The sequence below is a fragment of the Halorubrum gandharaense genome, from assembly GCF_054654575.1.
In genome coordinates this window covers 194758-217349 of sequence record NZ_BAAIET010000002.1, presented here as the reverse complement: position 1 = coordinate 217349, position 22592 = coordinate 194758, and the positions used below count along the sequence as shown (strand labels likewise).

The 22592-nt window shown below is 68.4% G+C and carries 25 protein-coding genes; 15 read left to right on the top strand and 10 right to left on the bottom strand.

The genetic code is table 11. The annotated features are described in order from the left end of the window. Positions 1–394: 394 nt before the first annotated feature. Positions 395–2197, bottom strand: a complete 1803-nt coding sequence (gene argS, locus ACYQ07_RS10075; protein WP_459880889.1) for an arginine--tRNA ligase — start codon at positions 2195–2197, stop codon at positions 395–397. Positions 2198–2530: 333 nt separating this feature from the next. Between argS and ACYQ07_RS10070 the strand changes: the two genes are divergently transcribed. The 4 genes from ACYQ07_RS10070 to ACYQ07_RS10055 all read left to right on the top strand — a co-directional run bounded on the left by ACYQ07_RS10070 (position 2531) and on the right by ACYQ07_RS10055 (position 6329). Further along, the gene (locus ACYQ07_RS10070; protein ID WP_459880886.1) at positions 2531–3583 is read left to right on the top strand and encodes a WD40/YVTN/BNR-like repeat-containing protein; all 1053 of its coding nucleotides are present in this window, start codon (positions 2531–2533) and stop codon (positions 3581–3583) included. A 227-nt stretch (positions 3584–3810) separates the two neighbouring features. Beyond that, entirely contained in the window at positions 3811–4575 is a 765-nt protein-coding gene (locus ACYQ07_RS10065; RefSeq protein WP_459880884.1) for a DUF120 domain-containing protein, read from the top strand. Beyond that, positions 4572–5303, top strand: a complete 732-nt coding sequence (gene ribB, locus ACYQ07_RS10060) for a 3,4-dihydroxy-2-butanone-4-phosphate synthase (RefSeq protein WP_459880881.1) — start codon at positions 4572–4574, stop codon at positions 5301–5303. The genes ACYQ07_RS10065 and ribB overlap by 4 nt, the downstream gene beginning before the upstream one ends. 96 nt (positions 5304–5399) lie before the next feature. Next, the gene (locus tag ACYQ07_RS10055) at positions 5400–6329 is read left to right on the top strand and encodes a branched-chain amino acid transaminase (protein ID WP_459880878.1); all 930 of its coding nucleotides are present in this window, start codon (positions 5400–5402) and stop codon (positions 6327–6329) included. A 932-nt stretch (positions 6330–7261) separates the two neighbouring features. Here the strand turns inward: ACYQ07_RS10055 and ACYQ07_RS10050 are convergent. Beyond that, complete coding sequence (locus ACYQ07_RS10050; protein ID WP_459880875.1) at positions 7262–7588, bottom strand: hypothetical protein; 327 nt, start codon at positions 7586–7588, stop codon at positions 7262–7264. 536 nt (positions 7589–8124) lie between these two features. On the opposite strand from ACYQ07_RS10050, the gene ACYQ07_RS10045 reads away from it, so the two are divergent. After that, complete coding sequence (locus ACYQ07_RS10045; RefSeq protein WP_459880872.1) at positions 8125–9117, top strand: transcription initiation factor IIB; 993 nt, start codon at positions 8125–8127, stop codon at positions 9115–9117. A gap of 71 nt (positions 9118–9188) precedes the next feature. Here the strand turns inward: ACYQ07_RS10045 and ACYQ07_RS10040 are convergent, their stop codons facing one another. Then, positions 9189–9599 carry a hypothetical protein gene (locus ACYQ07_RS10040; RefSeq protein ID WP_459880870.1) on the bottom strand — a complete coding sequence of 137 codons (411 nt, stop codon included), beginning with the start codon at positions 9597–9599 and terminating at the stop codon, positions 9189–9191. 219 nt (positions 9600–9818) lie between these two features. Between ACYQ07_RS10040 and aspS the strand changes: the two genes are divergently transcribed. The 6 genes from aspS to ACYQ07_RS10010 all read left to right on the top strand — a co-directional run bounded on the left by aspS (position 9819) and on the right by ACYQ07_RS10010 (position 13479). Beyond that, the gene (gene aspS, locus ACYQ07_RS10035; RefSeq protein ID WP_459880867.1) at positions 9819–11123 is read left to right on the top strand and encodes an aspartate--tRNA(Asn) ligase; all 1305 of its coding nucleotides are present in this window, start codon (positions 9819–9821) and stop codon (positions 11121–11123) included. A 320-nt stretch (positions 11124–11443) separates the two neighbouring features. Continuing rightward, complete coding sequence (locus tag ACYQ07_RS10030) at positions 11444–11695, top strand: hypothetical protein (protein ID WP_459880865.1); 252 nt, start codon at positions 11444–11446, stop codon at positions 11693–11695. Next, positions 11696–12364, top strand: coding sequence for a DUF4382 domain-containing protein (locus ACYQ07_RS10025; protein WP_459880862.1), 669 nt, complete (start codon positions 11696–11698; stop codon positions 12362–12364). A gap of 126 nt (positions 12365–12490) precedes the next feature. Continuing rightward, positions 12491–12688 carry a hypothetical protein gene (locus tag ACYQ07_RS10020; protein ID WP_459880859.1) on the top strand — a complete coding sequence of 66 codons (198 nt, stop codon included), beginning with the start codon at positions 12491–12493 and terminating at the stop codon, positions 12686–12688. Between the two features lie 24 nt (positions 12689–12712). Next, positions 12713–13039: a cupin domain-containing protein gene (locus tag ACYQ07_RS10015; protein WP_459880856.1), complete on the top strand. Its 327-nt coding sequence runs from the start codon at positions 12713–12715 to the stop codon at positions 13037–13039. Next, positions 13039–13479 carry a rhodanese-like domain-containing protein gene (locus ACYQ07_RS10010; RefSeq protein WP_459880853.1) on the top strand — a complete coding sequence of 147 codons (441 nt, stop codon included), beginning with the start codon at positions 13039–13041 and terminating at the stop codon, positions 13477–13479. The genes ACYQ07_RS10015 and ACYQ07_RS10010 overlap by 1 nt, the downstream gene beginning before the upstream one ends. Here ACYQ07_RS10010 and ACYQ07_RS10005 read toward each other — a convergent pair. The 4 genes from ACYQ07_RS10005 to ACYQ07_RS09990 all read right to left on the bottom strand — a co-directional run bounded on the left by ACYQ07_RS10005 (position 13476) and on the right by ACYQ07_RS09990 (position 17110). After that, positions 13476–14978, bottom strand: a complete 1503-nt coding sequence (locus ACYQ07_RS10005) for a CARDB domain-containing protein (protein ID WP_459880850.1) — start codon at positions 14976–14978, stop codon at positions 13476–13478. The genes ACYQ07_RS10010 and ACYQ07_RS10005 overlap by 4 nt on opposite strands. Then, complete coding sequence (locus ACYQ07_RS10000) at positions 14975–15607, bottom strand: hypothetical protein (protein ID WP_459880847.1); 633 nt, start codon at positions 15605–15607, stop codon at positions 14975–14977. Before ACYQ07_RS10000 ends, ACYQ07_RS10005 begins: the two co-directional genes overlap by 4 nt. Before the next feature lie 157 nt (positions 15608–15764). Then, positions 15765–16670: a Vms1/Ankzf1 family peptidyl-tRNA hydrolase gene (locus ACYQ07_RS09995; protein ID WP_459880844.1), complete on the bottom strand. Its 906-nt coding sequence runs from the start codon at positions 16668–16670 to the stop codon at positions 15765–15767. Positions 16671–16747: 77 nt separating this feature from the next. Continuing rightward, the gene (locus ACYQ07_RS09990) at positions 16748–17110 is read right to left on the bottom strand and encodes a DUF5802 family protein (RefSeq protein ID WP_459883050.1); all 363 of its coding nucleotides are present in this window, start codon (positions 17108–17110) and stop codon (positions 16748–16750) included. 185 nt (positions 17111–17295) lie between these two features. Between ACYQ07_RS09990 and ACYQ07_RS09985 the strand changes: the two genes are divergently transcribed. Further along, entirely contained in the window at positions 17296–17745 is a 450-nt protein-coding gene (locus tag ACYQ07_RS09985; RefSeq protein WP_459880841.1) for a universal stress protein, read from the top strand. Positions 17746–18394: 649 nt separating this feature from the next. Here ACYQ07_RS09985 and ACYQ07_RS09980 read toward each other — a convergent pair. Then, entirely contained in the window at positions 18395–18961 is a 567-nt protein-coding gene (locus tag ACYQ07_RS09980) for a peptidylprolyl isomerase (RefSeq protein ID WP_459880839.1), read from the bottom strand. A gap of 190 nt (positions 18962–19151) precedes the next feature. On the opposite strand from ACYQ07_RS09980, the gene ACYQ07_RS09975 reads away from it, so the two are divergent. Together ACYQ07_RS09975 and ACYQ07_RS09970 are read left to right on the top strand one after the other, a co-directional pair. Further along, positions 19152–19352 carry a XapX domain-containing protein gene (locus tag ACYQ07_RS09975; RefSeq protein WP_459880836.1) on the top strand — a complete coding sequence of 67 codons (201 nt, stop codon included), beginning with the start codon at positions 19152–19154 and terminating at the stop codon, positions 19350–19352. A 105-nt stretch (positions 19353–19457) separates the two neighbouring features. Further along, positions 19458–19925, top strand: a complete 468-nt coding sequence (locus ACYQ07_RS09970; protein WP_459880833.1) for a universal stress protein — start codon at positions 19458–19460, stop codon at positions 19923–19925. Positions 19926–19974: 49 nt separating this feature from the next. Here ACYQ07_RS09970 and ACYQ07_RS09965 read toward each other — a convergent pair whose 3' ends face one another. Next, positions 19975–21030 carry an A24 family peptidase gene (locus ACYQ07_RS09965; RefSeq protein WP_459880830.1) on the bottom strand — a complete coding sequence of 352 codons (1056 nt, stop codon included), beginning with the start codon at positions 21028–21030 and terminating at the stop codon, positions 19975–19977. A 222-nt stretch (positions 21031–21252) separates the two neighbouring features. Between ACYQ07_RS09965 and ACYQ07_RS09960 the strand changes: the two genes are divergently transcribed. Further along, positions 21253–21903, top strand: a complete 651-nt coding sequence (locus ACYQ07_RS09960; RefSeq protein WP_459880827.1) for an HVO_0476 family zinc finger protein — start codon at positions 21253–21255, stop codon at positions 21901–21903. 163 nt (positions 21904–22066) lie between these two features. Here the strand turns inward: ACYQ07_RS09960 and fer are convergent, their stop codons facing one another. Continuing rightward, the gene (fer, locus tag ACYQ07_RS09955) at positions 22067–22456 is read right to left on the bottom strand and encodes a ferredoxin Fer (RefSeq protein WP_459880824.1); all 390 of its coding nucleotides are present in this window, start codon (positions 22454–22456) and stop codon (positions 22067–22069) included. Between the last annotated feature and the right edge of the window lie 136 nt (positions 22457–22592).

Below are 22592 nucleotides of genomic sequence, written 5' to 3'. Positions count from 1 at the left end.
GGCGCGCCACCGCACCGCACTCCCATTTATAAGAGAGTCGTTACTGTGAGTCTCGTCCATTTATATACTACGTCGTCAGCGGCGATCTGATACACGTACTCCCGAAATCACTCATCGAGGGGCAGAGCCTGCATTTCCGAAATCGGGCCGTGACGCCCTTTAAGCGGGGTTCGGGACGGCCCCCACAAGCGATGCGTCGGTCGACTGCGTGGGGTTGGAAAACGTGTGCAGAGCGTGGTTAGGGAACGTGATCAGCGTGTTGTACCGCGAGCGCGACGAGTGGCGCCTACGGCGCCCGAGTCGCGTCTCGCGGCTTTTTGGTGGAGATTTTTGGCCGGGGTTGAGCGGAACCGGCTCTGCCGGTTCCGCGAACCCCCGGCGAAAAAGGTCCTGCTTACATCGAGTCCGGGGCCTCGACGCCCAGCACGTCGAGGGCGTTCGCCATCGTGTGGCGCGCGGCGGCGACGAGCGCGATCCGGGCGTCGCGGACCGCGGGGTCGTCGGCGGTCAGGACGGGGCACTCGCGGTAGAAGGCGTTGTACGCCTCCGCGAACTCGCGGGTGAACGTGGCGACAGTGTGCGGTTCGAGGTCGTCCGCGGCGGCCTCGATGACCGCGGGGAAACGGGCGACCTCCCGGACGAGCGTCTCGGCCTCGGGGGTTTCGAGCGCGCCGGCGTCGATATCGGGAACCTCGCCCTCGGCGGTCACGCCGGCGACCTCGATGCCCGCGTTTGCGGCTTCGTCGAGGATGCCACAACAGCGGGCGTGGACGTACTGGACGTACGGGGCGGACTGGGCCTCGAAGTCGAGGGCGTCCTCCCACTCGAAGGTGATCGCCTTCGCGGGCTGTTTGGAGACGATGTCGTAGCGGACGGCGCCGACGCCGACCTGTCGGGCGATGCGCTCGACGTCCTCGTCGGCGAGGTCGTCGTCGCGGATGCGGTCGTCGAGCCGCTTTTCGACCTCCTCGCGGGCGCGGTCGATCGCCTCGTCGAGCAGGTCGTCGAGCATCACGCCGGTGCCTCGACGAGTGGACATCTTCCCCTCGGGGAGGTTGACGTACGAGTAGATGACGTGGCCGAGCTGGTCGACGTCGTTGCCGAGCAGTTCGAGCGCGGCGTCGAGCTGGTCGGCCTGCAGCTTGTGGTCCTCGCCGAGCACGGTGACCGCCTGGTCGTAGTTGTCGAACTTCCACTCGTGGTGGGCCAGGTCGCGGGTGGTGTAGAGGCTGGTTCCGTCCGACCGGAGGAACACGAGGTTCTTGTCGATCCCCCAGTCGTCGAGCTCCAGCTGCCAGGCGTCCTCCTCGTAGACGGCCTGCTCGGTCTCCTTGAGGCGCTCGGCGATCTCGTCGGTGGAGCCGTCGCGCATGAACCGCGTCTCCTTGACGAACTCGTCGAACTCCGCGGGCAGGCGCGCGAGACACTCCTTCATCCCGCCGAGCACCTGGTCGACGACCGCCTGCACGCGCTCGTACGTCTCCTCGTCGCCCGCCTCAAGTCCCTGCAGGATCCCGGAGATCTCCGCTTCCGCCGCCTCGACGTCCTCGGGATCGGCGTTCTCCAGATACGCGTTCCCTTTGCGGTAGTAGCGGACGAGGTCGTACTCGATCCGGTCGCGGGCGGGCTCGGCGTCGAGATCCTCCTCGTCGAACGTCTCGTACGCCCATGTGAACACGGCCATCTGGCGACCCGCGTCGTTGACGTAGTAGTGGCGGTCGACGTCGTAGCCGGCGTACTCCATGAGGTTCGCGACCGCGTCGCCCACGATGGGGTTGCGAGCGCGCCCGACGTGGACGGGCCCCGTGGGGTTCGCGCTGGTGTGCTCGACGACCACGGAGGTGTCGCGGTCGGGGAGCGCGCCGTAGCCGCCGTCGCCGGCGGCGGCAGAGAGGGTGTCCGCGAGGTAGCGCGCGCCCGCGTGGAAGTTCACGTAGGGACCGGCGGTGTCGACGCCGACGAGATAGTCGAATTCGCCGTCCGCGAGCTCGTCGTCGACCGCGTCGGCCACCTCGCTCGCAACGTTCGGCGGCGCGTCGCCGACGACGCCCGCGAGCCGAAACGCGACGCTGGAGGCGAGCGTCGCGTCCATGTCGTCGGGCGGGCGTTCGATGCCGAGGTCGTCGGCCGGGAGGTCGAGACTCGCCAGCGCGTCGGCGAGCGCCGTCTCCACCTCCGACCGGAACTGTCTGAACATACGGGTGATTCGAGCGTCCGCCTAAAAGGCCCTTCCGAACCGCCACGAGCCGACGGGTGGCCAGCGTGCGGTCGCCGAGCGCGCGCGATAGTGTTCGGACGGGATTATAAAATATCTATACAGTTCATTACAGAAATATTCTTATATTCATTTTTTGAAATGGGATTTAATGGCCAGTGAATTTATAAGTGGGAATCTCACCACGTCCACATCCCCGAGGATGCCCTTACTTAATAATGGTGGCCGAAAGGACGTAATCAGGGCTGTTAGACGGTTATAACGGCTTTTTGGCCATCGATTTTAACAGTGTATCTTGCCCTACGTCCAGTCGCAATGACCGATTCCGATAGCGGAGCGACTCGACGCAACGTGCTCAAAGCAGCCGGCGTCACGGTCGCCGCCGGGATCGGCGGCGGCGCCCTGATGAACACCGGGGTCGCCGCCGACACCGAGTGGGACGAAGTCGAGACGCCGACCGACGCCGGCCTGAACGATGTCGTTCAGACCGCGGACGGGCCCTACGCCGTCGGCGAGGGCGGCGTCGTCATGACGCGGAACGGCGGCGAGTGGGAGATCGTCGTCGAGAACGGCCCGAACGTCGCCGAGAACCCGCTCAACTCCGTCGATGTCACCGACGACGGCGAGCGCATCTACTTCAATGGCGGCTCCGGTGCGCTCGGCGCGTACGACGTCCTCGACGGTGTCAAGTACGACTACACGGCACCCGAGGAGAAAACCTCCACCTGGGAGGGGATCGCCGTCTCCGGCGAGAAGGGTGACGAGTGGGTCATCAACTCCAACGGCTCGGGCGAGACGTTCGAGGGCGACTACGACGCGGAACGCGAAGCGGACAACGACGCCGACTGCATGGAGTGGGGCGAGGTCACCGAGCCCGCCGGCGGCGCCACCATCCCCGAGGTCGAGTTCGCCGACGATGACCCCGAGCTCGCGTTCGGCGTCGACACGTCACAGGAAGTGTTCTCCTCCGACGACTACAACGAGACGTGGGAGGAAGAGGGAATATACGACGCCGCCGAGGCGTTCAACGACCTCGTCGCCCACAGCGACGTCGTCTTCGTTGCCGCGGGCGGCGGAGTCATCTACCGGTACGACTGTGATTGCAACAACTGGACGCCGGTCGACGTCGGCGAGCGCGACCTCCTCGCCATCGACCGGAGGGGCGAGGCCGATGGCGGCAGCGTGATGGCTGCCGCCGGCGAGGGCGTCATCTACGAGCGCACCGACGACGGCTGGGAGGAGCAGGAGACGCCGGTCGGCGGCGACCTTCAAGGCGTCACCTACGGCGACGACACGTTCTTCGACGTGAACGAGGAGCTCGTCGACGTCGCGGTCGGCGGCGACGGGACGGTCGTCGAACGAGAGTAACCGCGCGTGTTCCAACGACCGCCCGGCGCGCTGCGCCGGCGGCCCGCTCCGTCACAGGCCGCGGCGGGAACCGTCACGACCGACGGGCTTAGGTGCCGTCCGCCCACGGGTTCGAGTACGACGCTTCTCGCGGACGGTGTACATCACGACATCGGGATAGACCATAACAGTTTTGAGACGCGTAACGTATTCGGTACGCTTTTACGCACGAGTCACCAACACCGAGTATGGCAGAATCGGCGACGGCGGCTTCAGCGGATCCCGCGGACCTCGCCGCGCTCAAGCACGTGGCGCTGGCCGGCGGGTTACACGAGACGAAGGTGTCCTGTGCGGCGCTCGGCGAGCGACTCAACGCCTCCACGCAGACGGCTTCCCGGCGACTCCAGTCGCTCGAATCGGCGGGGCTGATCGACCGCGAGGTCGTCGGCGACGGCCAGTGGGTCCGCGTCACCGACGACGGCGAGGCCGCGCTCCGAGCCGAGTACGCCGACTACCGCCGGCTGTTCGAGTCGGACGTGGAGCTCGCGTTGTCGGGCACCGTCACCGGCGGGATGGGAGAGGGTCGCCACTACATTACCCTGCCGGGCTACATGGAGCAGTTCCGCACCCGCCTCGGATACGAGCCGTTCCCGGGAACGCTGAACGTCGACCTCGACGAGGAGAGCGTCCGCCGGCGCGGGGAGATGGCCGGCGTCGACGCCGTCCCCATCGACGCCTGGGAGGACGACGACCGGACCTACGGCGCCGCCACCTGTTACGCGGTCACCCTGCTGGCGAATGAAGAACGCTACGAGAACGCCCACGCCATCGTCCCCGACCGTACCCACCACGACGACGACCAGCTGGAGCTGATCGCCCCCGACAAGCTCCGTGACGAGCTCGACCTCGATGACGGCGACGACATCGAGATCCGCGTCGAGGCCGCCGGAACGACCGACGACGAATCCGAACGGCGTGACGCGACCGAGCACGTCGACGCGGGGGCGGCGTGACCCGCCTCGACGCCGACGCCGGGAGTTCCGGCTCGAACGAGGAGCGCGGCACGGAGGGCGTTCGGGGAGCCGCCGTCGACGCCGCGCTCGCCGCGTTCGCCACCGGCGACCCGGTCTGCGTCCACGACTTTGCCGACCGCGAGGGAGAGACGGACATCATCTACCCCGCGGAGGCGGTCGACCCCGACGCAGTCGCCCACATGCGCAACGACGCCGGCGGGCTGATCTGCGTCGCCGTCGATGACCAGGTAGGCGACGCGTTCGAGCTGCCGTTTCTCGCGGACGTACTCGACCACCCCGCGGTCGACGACAACCCGGAGTACGACGACCGCTCGTCATTCTCGCTCCCCGTCAACCACCGCGACACCTTCACCGGGATCACCGACGCCGACCGCGCACTGACGATTACGGAGCTCGCGGAGGCGGCCGCCGCCGTCGCCGCCGACCCCGGCGCCTACGGTCCCGAGGAGTTCGCCGCGGAGTTCCGCGCGCCCGGCCACGTCCACGTGCTCCGGGGCGCCGCGGGCGGGCTCGACGACCGAGTGGGCCACACCGAACTCGGACTCGCGCTTGCCGAAGCCGTCGACGCCGCCCCCGCCGCCGTCGTCTGCGAGATGCTCGACGACGAGACGAGCGACGCGCTCGCACCCGCCGACGCCGCCGCCTACGCCGAGCGCCGCGGGATCCCCTACGTCGAGGGGAGCGCGCTCGTCGAGGCGCTGCGGTAGGGCTCCATGCATCGCTTTGCCGCGAACGCCGGCGGCACCGTCGGTGCGGCCGCACGTATCTCATAATTTTAAGCCCGCTCACCGCAACCCTCAGCCATGGGATTCGACGAGATGGATGTCGACACGATCTGGAAGAACGGGGAGTTCCTCGACTGGGAGGACGCGACGACCCACGTTCTGACCCACGCGCTCCACTACGGGAGCGGCGTGTTCGAGGGCGTCCGCTGTTATGACACCGAAAAGGGGCCTGCGATCTTCCGCTGGGAGGAGCATCTGGATCGGCTGTTCGAGTCGGCGAAGGTGTACGACATGGAGATCGAACACTCCCGCGAGGAGATCACCGAGGCAACGTTGGAGCTGCTTCAGCGACAGGATCTGGAGTCCTGTTACATCCGGCCGATCGCCTACTACGGCTACGACACGCTCGGCGTCTCGCCGCGGGACTGCCCGACCGACCTCGTGCTCGCCGCCTGGCCGTGGGGCACGTACCTCGGCGAGGAGGCGCTCACCGACGGCGTCGACGTGATGGTCTCCTCCTGGCGGAAACACGCCTCCTCGCAGGTGCCGACGAACGTGAAGACCACCGGCCTCTACGTCAACTCGATGCTCGCCGGCGAGGAGGCGCGCCGGAACGGCTACGTCGAGGCGATCGTCCTGAACAAGGAGGGGAACGTCGCCGAGGGCCCCGGTGAGAACATCTTCATGGTGAACGACGGCGAGATCTACACGACCGGCCTCGCCCAGTCGATCCTCGAGGGGATCACCCGCGACACCCTCATCCAGCTCGCCCGCGAGCGCGGCTACACCGTCCACGACGAGGCGGTCATCTCCCGCGGCCAGCTGTACACGGCCGACGAGCTGTTCTTCACCGGCTCCGCCGCCGAGGTGACGCCGATCCGCTCCGTGGACGACACGGAGATCGGCTCGGGCACCCGTGGTCCCGTCACCGAGGAGCTCCAGCAGGCCTTCTTCGACCTCGTCGAGCGCCGTACGGACGACCACGACGAGTGGTTCACCTACCTCTAGGCCGGCGTCCGCGGATCGGCCAGTCGGAACGGGCACAGTGGGGCGGAAAAGCAGCGTCCGGCGGCGACCGGGACGCCGGCGGACGGCGTCGGTTTCGTGAGCGCGGCCGTTTTCGGGTGACGCTTATAAGCAGTCGTTTGTGGGCCGTTTGTCTCTCCCAGCAGTCACAGGAGCATCAATGAGTGACAGCGGGAGTAGTTGTATTACGTGAGTGGATGTGACGTTTATAAGCGGGACGTTGGTGGGGCTGCTCGCCATTTATAAGCAGAGTTTGTCCGGTGAGTCGCAGGCTTTGCTCACGTGAGGACCGCCTTCAAAAGCCCCAGCCGGCTCCGGTCGAGGGTTCCGGAAGACGGTCCGGCTCGCTGCGCTCGCGGGCTGCGACTTCCGTCGTCCCGCTCGCTGCTCACGGCTTCGCCGTTCGCTATCGAGGGCTCCCTGTGGTCGCCCTCGCAATGCTCGCGGGACGCTCGCTGCGCGCTCAAAAGGCCTCTCGGCACCGCCCGGCCTTTTGAGTGCTTACGTCGCCCGTCTTCCCGGAGCCGGCTGCCCCTTTGAGTCCCACCCCGCACCGCACAGCGACCGCACCTCACACCTCCCCAGCCTCGGTCGGCGGCGGCCGCGGGACCGCAACGCCGCGGCCGCCGCCGACCTCCCTCGCGCGCCGGCTCGCGCCCACTGGGCGCTCGCCGGGCGCGCCACCGCACCGCGCCCCCTTATAAAGAGAGCGTCACTTCCATTCTCGACCGTTTATATACCACGTCGCCGGCGGCGATCTGATACACCCACTCCCGATGTCACTCATCGAGGAGTCGGTGCGGACTGCAGCCGTGCAGGATCCGTCACCACTCGATGTTTGCGATCGAGCAGCGTTTCCGGAGATTTCCGCCGACTCAGCGGTTCAGGGGGCGCCCGCGTCGACCCGCGGGCGGTCAATCGGGGGGATCGACCAGATCGACGCGCTCGGGGTCGACGCCGAAGCCGTCGGCGAGCCGGGCGGCGACCCGCTCGGCGGGGTCGTCCGCCCCATCCGCGCCGGCGTGGCCGTCATCCGCCTCGACGAACAGGGTCGCCGTCGCCTCGACGGTCGTGTCGTTGAGACCGGGGGTGAGCCCGGCGATGGTCAGGTCGTCGACGCGGACGCCGTCGACGCGTTCGAGCTGTGCGCGTGCGCCGCTCGCCAGGTCGCCGGGGGCGGCCTGGGAGACGCGAACGGTGACGGCGGCTTCCGCCGTCAGCTTGTGGGTTGCTGCTGCCATACAGACCCCCGCCGCGAGTCGAACGCGGCGCGGTCGTCGCCGGGTGGCGTCGGCCGGTCCTCGGCCCGGACGCACGCGGCGTCTCGGGTCGCGGAGGCGAAGACGGTCGAGACCGATACGGCGACGGCTGGTGGAGAAGGGGGTGGTCCGTCCCACGGGGAATCTCCCCAGCCGCCGCGCGTTACGCGGTCGGGTGGACGGACCGTCCGATCGGAATTACGGACCCGTACCACCCCATAAGCGCGTCGCTGGCGGAGCCGGCGAGCGCGAGTGTGGTGGTGCGGGTCATGGAGGTTCTGCGGCGGTGAGACCGCCGTCAACGGCTCATTTTCGGGCGATCATCATAAATCTCCGCGAGTATTGTTACCGAGTATCAAAAGACTACGACCCAATCGCGCTCGCGCGAAGAGAACTGCCATAAGGATTTTCCCTGATAAACGCAAATATCGAGGCGGAATGTCGGAATGCAAAAAAAATTCTGGTGGACTGGACCCGTTTACACCGGACGTTCGCTCCGGTAGCGTGGGGCGCTAACCGTGACGGCATCACGGCGCCCGCCCGAGGGCCGACAGCGACAGCAGTCGGACGAGCGGCAGCGAACTGAGCAGTCCACGGACGAATCGGCGGACGACGAGGAACTACAGCCGGACGACCTCGACGCCGACGAGCTCACGCGGACCGCCGAGGGCGAGCTCATTCACGAGGAGACCGGCCTCATCGTCGAGGAGGACCAGATCGACCACGGGCCCGAGTGGCGTGCGTTCGACCACTCCGAGCGCCAGTCGAAGTCCCGCGTCGGGTCGCCGATGACCCAGACGATGCACGACAAGGGGCTGACGACGAACATCGACTGGCAGGACAAGGACGCCCGGGGCAACCAGCTCTCGGCCGAGCGTCGGAGCCAGATGGAGCGGCTCCGGACCTGGCAGGAGCGGATCCGGTCGCAGGACGCCGGCGAGCGCAACCTCAAACTCGCCCTCTCGGAGATCGACCGCATGGCGTCGGCGTCGGGCGTTCCCGACTCCGTACGCGAGGTCGCCGCCGTCATCTACCGGCGGGCGCTCGACGAGGACCTCATTCGCGGGCGCTCGATCGAGGGCGTCTCGACGGCCGCGCTCCACGCCGCCTGTCGGCAGGAGGGGATCCCCCGAAGCCTCGACGAGATCACGCGGGTCTCACGGGTCGAGCGCCGGGAGATCGGGCGGGCATACCGCTACATCTCCGGCGAGCTCGGGCTGGAGCTCCAGCCCGTCGACCCCCAGCAGTACCTCCCCCGGTTCGCCTCGGACCTCGAGATCGAGCCACGGACCCAGCGAAAAGCCGAGGAGATCCTTGACGAGACCACCTCGGAAGGGCTCCACGCGGGGAAGTCGCCGACCGGCTTCGCCGGCGCGGCGGTGTACCTCGCCGGCATGCTCTGTAACGACAAGCGGACCCAGGAAGATGTCGCGGAGGTCGCCGACGTCACCGTCGTCACCATCCGCAACCGCTACAAGGAGCAGCTGAAAAGCGTCGGTCACCCGACGTAACGCGTTCCGACAAACGACACGGACGGCGGTCGCCGGGCGCCACCGTGGTGCCCGATCACGGCCGGATCGAACTACTCGTTTTCCGTTTTTTCAACCCGGTCAGCCTCGGCTTCGGCCTGCTCCATCGCGTACGCGAGCGCGGCGGCGTCGTCGCCGGCGTCGGGGACGGCCTCCTCGTACGCCGCCATGAACGTCTTCGCGACGTGGTAGGCGTCGTCGCGGCCGTGGACGGTCGCGATACGGTCGGCGTCGTGGAACTCGTCGGCGGTGCCCCGAACCAGCCCGACCGCCCACTCCCGCCGATCCGCATGGGGGAGGTCCGGCTCGTCCGGTCGGATATGGACCGCACGCTCGCGATCCTCGCGCTCGAAGAGTGCGGGCTCGCGGGGGCTGTATTTGGTGACGATCTCGTCGGGCGATTCCAGCTCGGTCCATGCGTCGGGGAGGGGCCGGGTACGTGACGCCGTCTCATCGTCGGTCATGTACCCGCCGATTCGACGGGGGGCGGTTTACCACTGGTGGCCGCGTGTCGTGCTCGCCCACGCGGCGGCGTCACCGACGGCGACCACGGCGACCGCGAGGACGCCGGCGCCCGGCGTCCGACGCCTGAACCGTCCTCCCGGCCATCCTCCCGGCGTGTCGCCCCCGAGACGACACACATATGGCGGACGCCCGGCCAGTTGAACGCAAGCACACACCCCATGATAGACAGAATCCACACTACCGAAGTCGGTGCCGATGCAGACGAAGTCGCCATCGCGGGGCACGTCCACGAGGTCCGCGACCTCGGCGGGCTCGTCTTCGTCATCGTCCGGGACCGAGAAGGGCTCATTCAGGCCGTCTTCAAGGAGGAGCGCGAGCCGGAGCTGTTCGAGGCCGTCCAGGACGTTGGCTCGGAGGACGTCGTCCGTATCGCCGGCGAGCCCGTCGAAAGCGACCAGGCGCCCGGCGGCGTCGAGCTCGTCCCCCACGAGTACGAAGTCATCGACGAGGCCGACGCCCCCCTCCCGCTGGAGATCTCCAAGGACGTCGACGTCGACCTCTCGACCCGTCTCGACCAGCGCGCACTCGACCTCCGCAAGCCGGAGGTCTCGGCCGTCTTCCAGCTCCGCTCCGTCCTGATGAGCGCGATGGAAGACTGGTTCGACGACAACGGCTACGTCGACATCAAGACGCCGCTGATCTCGAAGGGTGGCGCGGAGGGCGGCGCCGAGCTGTTCCCCATCCTCTACTACAACCAGGACGCGTTCCTCTCACAGAGCCCCCAGCTGTACAAGCAGATCCTGATGGCGGCGGGCTACGAGGCCGTCTACGAGACGGGCACCGCGTTCCGCGCGGAGAACTTCGCGACCTCCCGGCACGTCTCCGAGATCGCGATGTTCGACGTGGAGCTGGCGTACATCGACGACCACCACGACGTGATGGACGTCCAGGAGGAGTCGCTCCGCCACGCCCTCCAGGCCGTCGTCGAGGACGCCGAGCGCGAACTCGACGTGCTCGACGTGGACCTCGACGTCCCCGAGGAGGACTTCCCGCGGATCACGTTCGACGAGGCGCTCGACATTCTGGAGACGGAGTTCGGCCACTTCCCGGATGATCCGACCGACCTCGACACGAAAGGCGAGAAGCTGCTCGGTGAGCACTTCGAGGAGCAGGGCCACCCCGCCTTCTTCGTCGTCGGCTACCCCGACGAGAAGTTCTACTACATGCAGGACGTCGAGGGCGACGACATCGCCTCCCGGAAGTTCGACCTGATCTACAAGGGTCAGGAGCTCTCCTCGGGCGGCCAGCGCCAGCACGACGTGGAGGTCATGCGTGAGGTGATGGCCGAGGAGGGCGTCGAGGAGTCCAACTTCGAGTTCTACCTCGAAGGACTCAGCTACGGCACGCCGCCCCACGGCGGCTACGGGCTCGGCATCGACCGACTCGTCCAGCAGGTCGCCGACCTCGACAACATCAAGGAGGCGATCCTCTTCCCGCGCGACCCGAACCGCCTGGAGCCTTAAAAGTCCCTCTCGCAGCCCTTCAACTCTCTCCCCCGTTTCAACGACTCCGAAGCGACAGCAACGCGATGCACACGACCCGTCGGCGAGCGCAGGCGAACGCTGGCGCGACCATCGCCGACGGAGCCGGGTTTGGTCGTTGCGTCGACCGCCTGCAAGCGCTCGACGATCGCCTCGCCGCACACCCTTTATAAACAAGCCGACCCAGACACGTTTCTCGGGCATTGAGACCTCTCGCAGACGATTAATCCGACTTAAATCGGGGTTAACCGGGCCAACGGCTTGCGGTACTGAAGTCAATCGGGCCCCGAGTGGAAGACACGATGAACGGAACACGAACGATGTTGGCCGTGACCCTCGCGGCAGTTGTGCTAGTCGGGATGGGCGCGGCCGTCGGAACGGTCGCCGCCCAGCCGGGCGAGGAGGCGAGCGACGACGCCGGACCGCCGAGCGACCTCCCGGATCCGGTTCCGGAGTTCGTGAGTGAGATTCTCGATTCGATCTCCGGCTTCCTCTCCGGCGCCGTCGACGACGTCGGTGATACCGTCAGCGATATCGCCGGGGGTGAGCGTTAGATGACTCGACTCGACGAGTTCGACGCGCTCGACCGCCGCACGTATCTGCAGGCGACCGGCGCCGCCGCGCTCGGGACTGCCGCGCTCGCCGGCTGTGCGGGACGAGCCACCGGCACGCTCGCCACGCACGTCACCGACCAGCCGGCCGACATCGAGGACTTCGAGTCGCTCGTCGTCACGATCGAGGGCATGTGGCTCGGCCCCGTCCGCGACGACGATGAGGAAGATGAGGACAACGACGAGGACGCTGATGCCGACGACGGGGAAGACGACGAGATGGACGGCGAAGAGGACGAGATGGACGGCGACGAGGATGAGGAGAACGGCGCGAACGGCCGCGAGTACATCGAGTTCGACGAGCCTCAGGAGGCCGATCTGGTGGAGTTACAGGACGATTCCACCCAGCTGATCGACGAGCGCGAGCTGGAGCTGGCGACGTACGGCTTCCTCCAGTTGAACGTGAGCGAAACCGAGGGGATCCTCGTCGACGGCGGCGAGGCGGAGATCGAGCTCCCCGGCAACGCGCCGCTCATGTTCAACCGGGAGTTCGAGATCCGCGAGGACACCACCACGTCGTTCACCGCCGACTTCGCGCCGGTTCGCCGTGGGCAAACTGAAACGTACGTCCTCCGGCCGGTGGCCGAGGGGATCGAAGTCAGCTACGAGTAAGCCGCCTTCGCGTTCCCCCGTGGGTGTCGTCGGTCGTCAGTGGCCGGTCGTCAGTCGCCGTGACGACCGCGACACCGGGGTTAGGGCTGGGTCGGGTTTCGACCTGGGAATTGGGGAACGTGGGGAGTGTGCGCTGCACGCTCCGCGGACCACGAGGCACACGAGGCACCCGACCGCCGGGTCGCGGGGATCCGCGACGACGGCGGTCTCGCCCGCTCCGCCGCACGCGTCGTGTGGTGGAGCGTCGAACCGCTCCGATGGACGCCTGCTGACCACCTGCCGACGCCTGCTAACCACCTGCCGACGCCTGCCGACCACTTTTAGTGTGGGCGCGACGAACCGTCGCCCATGACACTCGACCGGTACGCCGACGCCGTCGACGATCTCGACCCCGACGAGGGTGAAGTTCTGACCGCGGAGCTCGTCGTCACCGACGACGTGCTGGTGAAGGCGTTCGCGCTCGGCCCAGGGGCCGAACTGGACGCACACGACCATCCCGAGTCGACGAACGTCTTCCACGTGCTGGAGGGCCAGCCGACCATCGTGCAGGACGACACGGAGTCCGTGCTCGACGCGCCCGCCGTCGTGCTCCACGAACGCGGGCAGCTCCACGGCGCGCGAAACGACACCGCCGAGCCCGCCGTCTTTACGGCGAGCCTCTGTCCGCTTCCCTGATGGACGGGGAGATCAGCGTCGCTGAGCTGGCCGAACTGCTGGCGGAGAGCGACGGGGGCGGCGAGTCCGTGGACGAGGAGAACGACGACCTCCATATCGTCGACATCCGAGGAGAACGCTCGTTCCGGCGAGGCCACATCCCCGGCAGCGTCTGCATTCCGTTTCCGAAGCTCACCACGCGCGTCGCCGAGCTCGACGGCGCCGACCGGATCGTCACCGTCTGCCCGCACGGCATCTCCAGCAAGCAGGCCGCCCAGCTGCTCGCGAGCTACGAGGGAACCGCCGACGCCCGCATCGAGAGCCTCCACGGCGGGCTCGACGAGTGGCAGCGCGACCACGAACTGGTAACCGCCGAGAGCGCCGGCGACGGCGACGCCGGCAAAAGCGGGGACGCCGCCCCCACAGCCGAACCGGACGAAGGACCGGACGCGCCCTTCTAACCTCCGTCGTCGGAGCGCGGGGACGACCGCACCGCGGAGAACGCGAGCATCGCCAGCGTCGCGAACAGCCCGACGAGCGCAACGCCGACGCCGAAGCCGGGCGTGTCGTCGTCGGTGGCTCCGTCCGTCCCACCATCAAAGAGCCCCTCGTCCGCGACGGAGAGCGTCACGGACGCCTCCCCCTCGCTTCCGACGGCGACGAGTTCAACATCGCCGCTCGTCTCCAGCTGAACGGTAAACGCGACGGTCGTCTCGTCGCCGGCGTCGAGGGCAACGCGCTCCTCGGCGACGCGCTCGCCGGCGACCGTCAGCGTCACGGGTTCGTCGGCGGGGATGGGGGCGTCGTTTCGGACGGTCGCCGTCGCGGTCCCCTCGTCACCGACGGCGGGATCCGTGGCGTCGACAGACAGATCCGTCACCGAGACGCCGGCAGGCTCCGTTACGGTCACGTCGACGGTTTCGCCAGCAATACGGACCTCGTGCTCTCCTGGCTCGTCGAATCGGTGTTCGAACGTCTCCGTCGTCTCCGCGCCGCCGTCGACCTCGCCGGTTCGCGTCTCGACCGTCTCACCGTCGACGACGAGTTCGAGGGTGTATGTGCCGGCGTCGCCACCCGTGTTGCGGACGGCCACGTCGAGCGCGAGCGACTCCCCGGTGACGAGCGTGACGGGATTTCGCTCGACGGGACGGTCGCGGTACTCGCCGGTGGCGCGCACGCCGTCCTCGGCCAGTCCGTAGCCGACGCGGGCGGGTGTGCCGCCGAACGCCACCTCGTGGGCCTCGCGGTCCCACGTCGTGGGTACGTCCTCGGTGGCAGTGTAGCGCTCGGCGAGCGCGCGGACTTCGTCGGCAGCCTCGTCGCCGCCGTCCGCATCGCGGACCGCTGATTCGACCGCGTCGAGGAAGGTGTCGGCCGTGATCGGATCCGGTGCCGCGTTGAGGTCGCGGAAGACGGGCGTCAGCGAGGCTCGCCCGTCGGTCGCCAGCCGGATCTGGCGGTCCACCTCGCCGGCGACGAGCGCGCCCTTGGTGTAGTCAGCGGGGGCGTCACCCCACGTGTCCGGATCGGCAAGAACCGTGCTCGCATCCGGATCACGCTCGCCGCGCGCGAGCACGCGCTCGAACTCGTCGAAGTCGGCGTCACCGCGCTCGACGGCGAGCAGTGCGGCGTAGTAGGTGGCGGTCGCCTCCGTGAACCACCGGGCGCTCGCCTCCGCGCGGTATCCCTGTCTGGTATGGACGTACTCGTGGGTCCACACGTTGTCGGCGCCCGCGGCCGGCTCGTCGTCGCGGACCCAGAGGCTGGCGTCGCCCGTCTGGATGCCGCGAGCGCTCCACCCGATCTCGCCGGTGGGCGCCGCGACGGCGAACGTCTCCGGGTTCCGGGCGCCGACCGGCAGCGCCTCGCTCGCGTGCGCGAACGCGTCGAAGATCTCGTCGGGCGCCGGATCGAGGTCGGCCGCCTCGGGCACGACGAGGCGGAAGCGCTCGCCGTTCACCTCGCGCGCGCGTGGGTCTCGTGGGGGCCGAGAAACGCCATCGCGTCGGAGGTTGCGCCCTCACCGTCGACGACGTGCTCACGCTCGATCCGGACCTGCCCGGGGCCGACGTAGCTCCCCGTCACGTCCGTGCGGGGCGGCCGAACGAGCGCCCAGTCACCGGCGTCGACGAACCGGTAGCTCCCTTCGCCCGCTAGCGGTCCCGCACCCTCGGTCGTCTCGTTCACCGGCATCGCGTACGAGAGCGACGGCGACGCCGTCGTGCCGTCCCACTCGTAGGTGTCGGTGCCGGCGTGCTCGAAGCCGTCCGTCTCCACCGGCCCGTCGCCGGCGCTCTGCAGCGTCACCGTCAACTCGGTGACCCGGTCCGGTATCGTGAACGTCGCCAGCACCCCCACTTCGCCGGGCGTCTCCGACAGCGAGAGGGCGTGCTCCTGGCGGATCGTGTCCGGGTCGTCGGCGGCAACGGAGGCCACGACGGCGTCGCCGCCGGCGGCCACGGTGGCGTCGGCAGCTCCGGCGTCTCCCGCCCCAACGAGCGCGACGCCGCCGAGCGCGACGGCCGCGAAACAGGCCACCACGAGGGCGGTTCGCAGCGAGACGGGTCGGTCGGCCGGTCCGGCAGTCATACCGGATGGAGGACGAGTGACGGTTTATCGGTGTCGCGTGCGGCGCCGAGGCTAGGACCGGGGCGAGTGCCGACGCGGTGGGTGATGGCAGCGAGCAACCGATGGCGGTACCGCAGGGGCAATGCGAACCGCCTTCTATGCACGTCGTCCGTCTCCGTCATATCGCGTACACGCGAGTCGTCCAGAAGTCGCGGAAGGCGTCCTGTAGCGCCGGCTTCGGCTTGCCGGTGGCGTCGGAAACGTCGGTGTGGTCCGCGAGATCCCGTACCTCGCCGAGGACGCTGCGCTCGCCCACGACGACGACGCGGTCGGCGTCGTCGACGGTCGACTCCAGCGCCGCCCGGACCTTTTTCAGGTGGTCGTCGATCTGCCCCTCGCGCCGTCGCTCGAAGCGCCCCTGTGAGAAGCCGCCCTTCGAGTGGGTCTCCTTCACCTCCGACTCGATCCCCTCGAAGGCGACGCGCTCGCCGTCCTCGTAGGTCCCGACGGCGAACACGTCCGAGCGCACCAGGGCGAAGGCGAGCCGGCCGGTCGGCCGGAACCACTGCTCTTCCAGCCGGAAGTCGTCCCCCCAGTTCGCGAAGGCGCGCTCGGGCGGAAGCGGCGGGCGGAGCGCGGCGCTCACGATGCCGGCGTCGTCGGTGCAGACGACCGCGGGCGCGGCCCGGCGAATCAGCCCGGCACGGTCGCCGAACGCGTCGGCAACCACCTCCGGAAGGGCGTCGCCGTCGGGGACGAAGCCGGTGAACAGCCCCTCCGGATCGCGGCTCTCGACGCCGCGCAGGCGGCCGAGCACGTCGTCGAGTGTCTCGCCGGAGGCGTCGGTCATCTGCCGGAACTCCGCGGTTTCCTCGTCGGTTTCGGCCCGGTCCAGCCGGTCCTCCAGCGACTCCAGTTTGTCCTCCAGCCGGTTGACCCGTTCCTCGGCGCGCTGGCGGTCGGCGACCGCGTCCGCCCGTCGCTCCTCCTCGGCCTCGGCGCGGCGTTCGAGGTGACGCTTCTCCTCTTCCAGCTCCTCGATACGCTCCTTCAACTCGGCGCGGCCGAGCAGCCTGTCGATCATACCGGATCGCCGGCGCGCGCCCGCTTAAAAGGTGTCCTCGGCGGTCGCCGGCGGGGGCGTCCGCATATTGGACCCGACTACGCGTCGACGAACGGGTCCTGCGGGTTCTGTGGCGTCCAGCCCTCGAACCGGAGCAGCGTCTCCGCGCGGTCGGCGTCCGCCAGCAGGACGTTGCGCGTCGCCGGCAGGGAGTCGTCGGCGAGCGCCCGGGGGACGGCGAGCGTGCCGGACGGGACCCCCTCGTCGCCGCCGACCGGGATGTGCCCCGCGTCGACCTTCATCACGAGCGGGGCGTCGAGTCGTTCGAGCCCCTCGCCGTCCGCGTACAGCTGCTCGTTGACGCGCTCGTGGTCCGCCCGCTGAATGACGGCTCGGTCGCCGTCGTGGGGCTCCACGTACAGTTCCCCCAGATAGTAGCCGCTTGAGAATCGCTCGAACATTCTGTGCATGGTACTCTCTGACACGGCCACATATAAGCGTTGTCGGGAACGCTTATACGGACGTGCATTGTCACCGTTTAACATGGAACGTCACGGCGTCCGCTGGACGGCGTGGTGTGCGACCGCAGCCGACGCGCCGTCGCCCCGCCGGTGTTTTTAACAGCGCGCCGGGCGAGGTTCCGACCATGTACGACCGAATTCTGCTGCCGACGGACGGAAGCGAAGGTGTCGACCGCGCGGTCGAGCACGCGATCGACGCCGCCGAGCGCTACGGCGCCACCCTCCACGTGGTGTACGTCGTCGACAGCGACGTGGTCAACGCCTACTCCGGCGACGAGTACGTCCACGAGTTCGAGGGCGCCGAGCAGACGCTGGAGGATGCCGGCCTCGACGCCGTCAGCGCGGTCGCCGAGCGCGCGGAGGCCGCCGGCGTCGACGTCGAGACCGAGGTCGTCCACGGCGTCCCCCACGAGGAGATCCTCAACTACATCGACGACGAGGCGATCGACCTCACCGTCATGGGGTCGAAGCACCGTTCGGGCGACTACCGCCGGCTGCTCGGCTCCGTCACCGAGCGCGTCTCGCGGATGTCGCCGGCGCCCGTCAGCATCGTGAAAACGACCGTGAGCGAGTAGGCTGAAGCGGGGGGTTCTGTTGGAATCCTCAGCGAGAGACACATTCTGACCCGACGGCGGTTTATACGGAGTGCTTGTTGATCGATGCCGGGAGTAGGTGTTGTACGTGAGCGGGTGTGGCGTTTATAAGCGGGGAGTGGATGGTTCTGTCTCGCGTTTATAAGGGGCGTTTGTTCGGTGAGTTGCTGATGCTGCGCTGGTGAGCACCACCTGCAAAGCCCCAGCCGGCTCCAGTCGAGGGGCTCGCTGCGCGCTCAAAAGTCCTCTCCGCACCGCCCGGCCTTTTGAGTGCTTACGTCGCCCGTCGTCCCGGAGCCGGCTGCCCCTTTGAGTCCCGCCCCGCACCGCACCCGCACCTCACGCCTCCCCAGCCTCGTCGTCGCCTGCGGCGACGACTCCCTCGCGCGCCGACGAGCGCCCGGCGGGCGCTCGCCGGGCGCGCCACCGCACCGCATGTTGGTTTATAAGCAGCTGTCGCTGCCACTCTTGGCACTTTATATACCACCTCGCCGGCGAAGAATTGCAACACCCACTCCCGATGTCGATCGGCCGGCAGTTGCTATCAACCAGCTGTTTCGGAATCGACCGTGTCTGAAGAAGGGGGCTTCGACAGATCCGATGCAGAAAAACGAAAGAAACGGCCGAGAGGTTACTCGTCGACGGCGACCTGCTCGATCTCGACGGCCTCGCGCGGCTCGTCGCGGCGGTCGGTTGGCACGCCGCCGATCTCCTCGACGACGTCCATCCCGTCGATAACCTGGCCGAAGACGGCGTGCTTGCCGTCGAGGTGCGGCGTGGCGTCCAGCGTGATGAAGAACTGCGAGCCGTTGGTGTTGGGACCGGAGTTCGCCATCGAGAGGATGCCGGGGCCGTCGTGGGTGAGGTCGTCGTGGAACTCGTCGTCGAACTCGTAGCCGGGGCCGCCGCGACCGTTCTCCATCGGGTCGCCGCCCTGGATCATGAAGTCCTCGATAACGCGGTGGAACACGATGCCCTCGTACAGCGAGTCGCCGCGGACTTCGCCGGTTTCGGGATCCTCCCACGTGTTCGTGTCGCGGGCGGGCTCGGCGTCCGCCGCGGGGTCGTGACGGGCCAGTCCGAGGAAGTTCTCGACCGTCTTGGGGGCGCGGTCGGCGAACAGCTCGATCGTGATGTCGCCGTGGTTGGTCTGGAGCGTCACCTGCGGATTGTCGGGATTGGAAACCTCGCGTGCCATGGGCGGGTACAGGGCACGCCTCCGGAAAACGCTGCCCATCCCGTACGCGGGCGCCGCCCGCGCCGCATCCACGGCGTCGCCGTCATCCGTCCGCACGCCGCCCGACCCGCACGAACGGCACCGCATGCCGTCGCCGCGCGCCCGCCGTCGAACGTCGTCCTTTTGAACGGGCGCCGCCGACGACGACCCCATGAGCTCCACGTTTACCCTGACCGTCGTGGCGACGGTCGTCGGCGTCCTCGTCGGCGCGCTGTTCGCCTTCCTCCGCGTCCCGATCCCGGCGCCGCCGGAGCTGCCCGGCGTGATGGCGATCGTCGGCATCTACCTCGGTTTCAAGCTCGTCACGTACACCGGCGCCGGCTTCGACCTGCTCGACGCCGTGGGCTTATAACCCGGCGACCGGATTCCGGACCCCGCCGGCGCCCCAACCGCCACCGCCCCGACCGCCACCGTCCCGGCCGCCACCGTTTTGCACCGTCCGCCTCGACATCCGAGCATGTACGACGACATTCTGCTGCCGGTCGCGCCCGAGGGGAAGGCCAACGCCGCGGTGCCGCACGCCGAGAGTCTCGCCGAGCGCTACGACGCCACGGTCCACGTCGTCTCGGCCGCCGACACGATCGAGCACACGCTTAGCGGTCCACGCATCGGGTCGCTCGCCGAGCGCGTCGAGTCCGCCGCCCAGGATCGCGTCGACGAGCTCACCGAGCGGCTGTCCGAGGCCGGCGTCGACGTCGAGGGACACGTCGTCCGCGGCGAGCCCCTCGACGCGATCGAGGACGCCATCGAGGAGACCGGTGCCGACATCGTCGTCATGCCGAGCCACACCCGCAAGGGGCTCTCGCGCGTCCTGCTCGGCTCCGTCACCGAGAAGGTCGTTCGCATCTCCCCCGTCCCCGTCGTCACCGTTCCGATGCCGAGCGAGAACGAGAACGTCGAGGGAGCGGACGAGGAAGCGGAGTAGCAGCGTCCGGCATCGGCCGGCGATCCCGCGGCGATCCGGGTGGACCGGCTCAGACGAGGCCCACCGCACCCATCGCCGCGAACAGCAGGTCGCCAAAGACGAGCGCGACGACCAGCCCGAGGAACATCGGGACGACGAACGGGAGCCCCGGCGACACCCACACCCGGTCGCGGGCGGCGACGAGCTCCAGTCCGCCACGCAGCGTCTCGGCGTCGGTGCCGTAGGCGGTCCCCTCCAGCTCGTCGAGGAAGCGCTCGGCGGCCCACGGGTCCGCGGCGACGTGGTCGGAGAGGTCGTCGGGGTCCGGACCCAGAGAGTCGTTGGCGGTCGCCGGCAGTGCGTCCTCGTCTCCCGCATCCCCCGTGTCGTCCCCCGCGCGAGACCCCCCATCCGGCACCGGCCCCACGTGCGTCCCGCCGTCGGTCGGGTCGTGCGTCTCCACGACGCTTTGTGGATCACGCAGATAGTCGGGATTCTCGCGCACGTCGGCGAGCGTCTTGCCGCGCCAGCGCAGATACATCCGGAGCGCGTCGAGGTCGAGCCCGCTCCGGGTGAATCCCTCGTCGTCCTCGAACAGCCGGCCGTGACGCTCCGGGAGCGTCGACGTGTCGACGGGTCGCGCGAGGAACATCCACGGCGAGCGGTCGCCGCGCGCGAGGTTCGCGGCGCCGAGCGCGACCGGATACGCCAACCCGATCAGCACCGTGTTGGTGAGCACCGTGAGCGAGAACACGCCCAGATCCGTGAGCACGAGCGGGAGCACGGCGTTCGACAGGTAGTACGTCGGAAACGTGGGGAACAGCAGCGCGATGGCGATGAGCGCCTTGGCGTCGGCGCCGCCGAACGCCCCGAGATACCAGAAGGCGTAGCCCAGCGGCGCGACGAACAGCAGACTCACCGCGACCTGCACCAGAAACAGCCGCCCCTCGAAGCCGCCGAACGGCCGGAGAGCGACCGCCTCCCACGCGATCAGCAGGAGCCCGAACAGGTACAGCGGCGGCCACATCCGGTTGGGGAGCCGTCGCGTCCGAACGTCCCGCAGCGCGGCCCACGCGAAGACGGGGACGATGAGCAGCCGCAGGAGGTCGGGGGCCGTCGCGAACATACTCCCAAGCCGGCGCGGAGGGGAATTAGGGGTTTGGGTTCGACGCTCAGCGCTGATACTCGCGCCGGCGAGCGCGAACGCCGACGGTGCACGTCGACAGCGGGCGCAGGCGAATGCCGGCAAACGGACCCACCCATGCGTCCGACGACGCCCCGCGCCACCGCGGCGCACACGACGCCCACAGGGGCGGATATTTACGCGCGGGGCGGCTACGCCGGCGTAATGACCGAAACCGGAGACCGTGTCGGCCTCGACTGCCCCTCCTGTGGTGGCAGCGAGCCGACCATCCACGAAGTGCTGAAAGCCGGCGGCCAGTCCACCGTCCGGTGTACCGAATGCGACCACACCCACAAAACCGAAATTCCCGAGGAGGAGACCGTTCCGCTGAAGATCGTCGTCTCGCAGGACGGCGAGTCGTTCACCACGGAGATGGCGGTGCCCGCGGACACCTACGTCGCGGAGACCGACGAGTTCGTCGTCGACACGCCCGACGCGCTCATGCAGGTCCGGATCACCGGCATCGAAGTCGGCCCGGAACGGCGCGTCGAGGAGGCCGACGTCGAGGACGTCGACACGCTGTGGACCCGCGCGGTCGACAACGTCGGCGTCGACGTGACGATGCACCCGAAGGACGGCGACGCCGACGAAACCCGGGCGCTGCGCGTCAACGTCCCCGGAGACTACGAGTTCACCGTGGGCGAAACCGTCGAGTTCGGCGACGAGGAGTTCACGATCGAGGGCGTCCAGATCCGCGACGACGCTCCCGCGTACCGCCACGACAAACTCGACCACGACGGCGATATGGCCTACGCCAAGGACGTGAAACGGGTCTACGCGCGCGACGAGACGCTGACGGCGTGGTCCGCGTGGTGAGCGGTCGGTAGCGTCGGCGAACCAGCACGTCCGTCGAAGAGCGCGTGGCGACCGCGAGCACGCCGGCGCCGGCGACTGCCGGCGCTCACGAGGGTGAGAACCCACCGCCCGGCGACGGCAACGCCCGCGGGCGGGGAAAAACGGAACGGAAGCCGCGGCCGCGTTAGATGACGCGGTTCTGCAGGTAGTCGAGGTGTTTCGCGTTGTAGACGATCCGGACCTCGTCGGCGGCCGGGCTGCCGATGCAGGTCAGGCGCACGTTCTTCTCTTCGACTTCCTCGTCCGAGAGGATCTGCTGCATGTCCATCTCGATGTCGCCTTCCTTCACGATGGCAGCACAGTTTGCACAGGCGCCGGCGCGGCACGAGAAGGGCCAGTCGAAGCCCTGCGCCTCGGCGGCTTCCAGGATATACTCGCCCTGGTTCACCTCGAGGGACCCGTAGTCCTCGTCGTCGAGGCCGGCGTCCGCGGCCTCCGCGAAGAGGTCATCATCGTCCATCGACCAGCCGTGGTCGTCGAGCACTTCGTAGTTGAGGTATTCTACCGTGGGCATCAGGCGCAGATTCATCGCCCTCCTCATTAGGCTTTGCTGTTCCCCGTGCCGAGACCCCCGCGTGAGCGCCTGCCCGCAGACGCCCCCGCCGACGACTCGGCGACGACCCCCCAGTTGCACGCTAGCCACCCACCAA

What these genes read in the sequence shown, in the direction of transcription:
- argS (WP_459880889.1), bottom strand. Translation starts at nt 2,197, where the DNA reads ATGTTCAGACAGTTCCGGTCGGAGGTGGAGACGGCGCTCGCCGACGCG.
- ACYQ07_RS10070 (WP_459880886.1), top strand. Translation starts at nt 2,531, where the DNA reads ATGACCGATTCCGATAGCGGAGCGACTCGACGCAACGTGCTCAAAGCA.
- ACYQ07_RS10065 (WP_459880884.1), top strand. Translation starts at nt 3,811, where the DNA reads ATGGCAGAATCGGCGACGGCGGCTTCAGCGGATCCCGCGGACCTCGCC.
- ACYQ07_RS10055 (WP_459880878.1), top strand. Translation starts at nt 5,400, where the DNA reads ATGGGATTCGACGAGATGGATGTCGACACGATCTGGAAGAACGGGGAG.
- ACYQ07_RS10050 (WP_459880875.1), bottom strand. Translation starts at nt 7,588, where the DNA reads ATGGCAGCAGCAACCCACAAGCTGACGGCGGAAGCCGCCGTCACCGTT.
- ACYQ07_RS10040 (WP_459880870.1), bottom strand. Translation starts at nt 9,599, where the DNA reads ATGACCGACGATGAGACGGCGTCACGTACCCGGCCCCTCCCCGACGCA.
- aspS (WP_459880867.1), top strand. Translation starts at nt 9,819, where the DNA reads ATGATAGACAGAATCCACACTACCGAAGTCGGTGCCGATGCAGACGAA.
- ACYQ07_RS10030 (WP_459880865.1), top strand. Translation starts at nt 11,444, where the DNA reads ATGAACGGAACACGAACGATGTTGGCCGTGACCCTCGCGGCAGTTGTG.
- ACYQ07_RS10025 (WP_459880862.1), top strand. Translation starts at nt 11,696, where the DNA reads ATGACTCGACTCGACGAGTTCGACGCGCTCGACCGCCGCACGTATCTG.
- ACYQ07_RS10015 (WP_459880856.1), top strand. Translation starts at nt 12,713, where the DNA reads ATGACACTCGACCGGTACGCCGACGCCGTCGACGATCTCGACCCCGAC.
- ACYQ07_RS10010 (WP_459880853.1), top strand. Translation starts at nt 13,039, where the DNA reads ATGGACGGGGAGATCAGCGTCGCTGAGCTGGCCGAACTGCTGGCGGAG.
- ACYQ07_RS10000 (WP_459880847.1), bottom strand. Translation starts at nt 15,607, where the DNA reads ATGACTGCCGGACCGGCCGACCGACCCGTCTCGCTGCGAACCGCCCTC.
- ACYQ07_RS09995 (WP_459880844.1), bottom strand. Translation starts at nt 16,670, where the DNA reads ATGATCGACAGGCTGCTCGGCCGCGCCGAGTTGAAGGAGCGTATCGAG.
- ACYQ07_RS09990 (WP_459883050.1), bottom strand. Translation starts at nt 17,110, where the DNA reads ATGTTCGAGCGATTCTCAAGCGGCTACTATCTGGGGGAACTGTACGTG.
- ACYQ07_RS09985 (WP_459880841.1), top strand. Translation starts at nt 17,296, where the DNA reads ATGTACGACCGAATTCTGCTGCCGACGGACGGAAGCGAAGGTGTCGAC.
- ACYQ07_RS09980 (WP_459880839.1), bottom strand. Translation starts at nt 18,961, where the DNA reads ATGGCACGCGAGGTTTCCAATCCCGACAATCCGCAGGTGACGCTCCAG.
- ACYQ07_RS09975 (WP_459880836.1), top strand. Translation starts at nt 19,152, where the DNA reads ATGAGCTCCACGTTTACCCTGACCGTCGTGGCGACGGTCGTCGGCGTC.
- ACYQ07_RS09970 (WP_459880833.1), top strand. Translation starts at nt 19,458, where the DNA reads ATGTACGACGACATTCTGCTGCCGGTCGCGCCCGAGGGGAAGGCCAAC.
- ACYQ07_RS09965 (WP_459880830.1), bottom strand. Translation starts at nt 21,030, where the DNA reads ATGTTCGCGACGGCCCCCGACCTCCTGCGGCTGCTCATCGTCCCCGTC.
- ACYQ07_RS09960 (WP_459880827.1), top strand. Translation starts at nt 21,253, where the DNA reads ATGACCGAAACCGGAGACCGTGTCGGCCTCGACTGCCCCTCCTGTGGT.
- fer (WP_459880824.1), bottom strand. Translation starts at nt 22,456, where the DNA reads ATGCCCACGGTAGAATACCTCAACTACGAAGTGCTCGACGACCACGGC.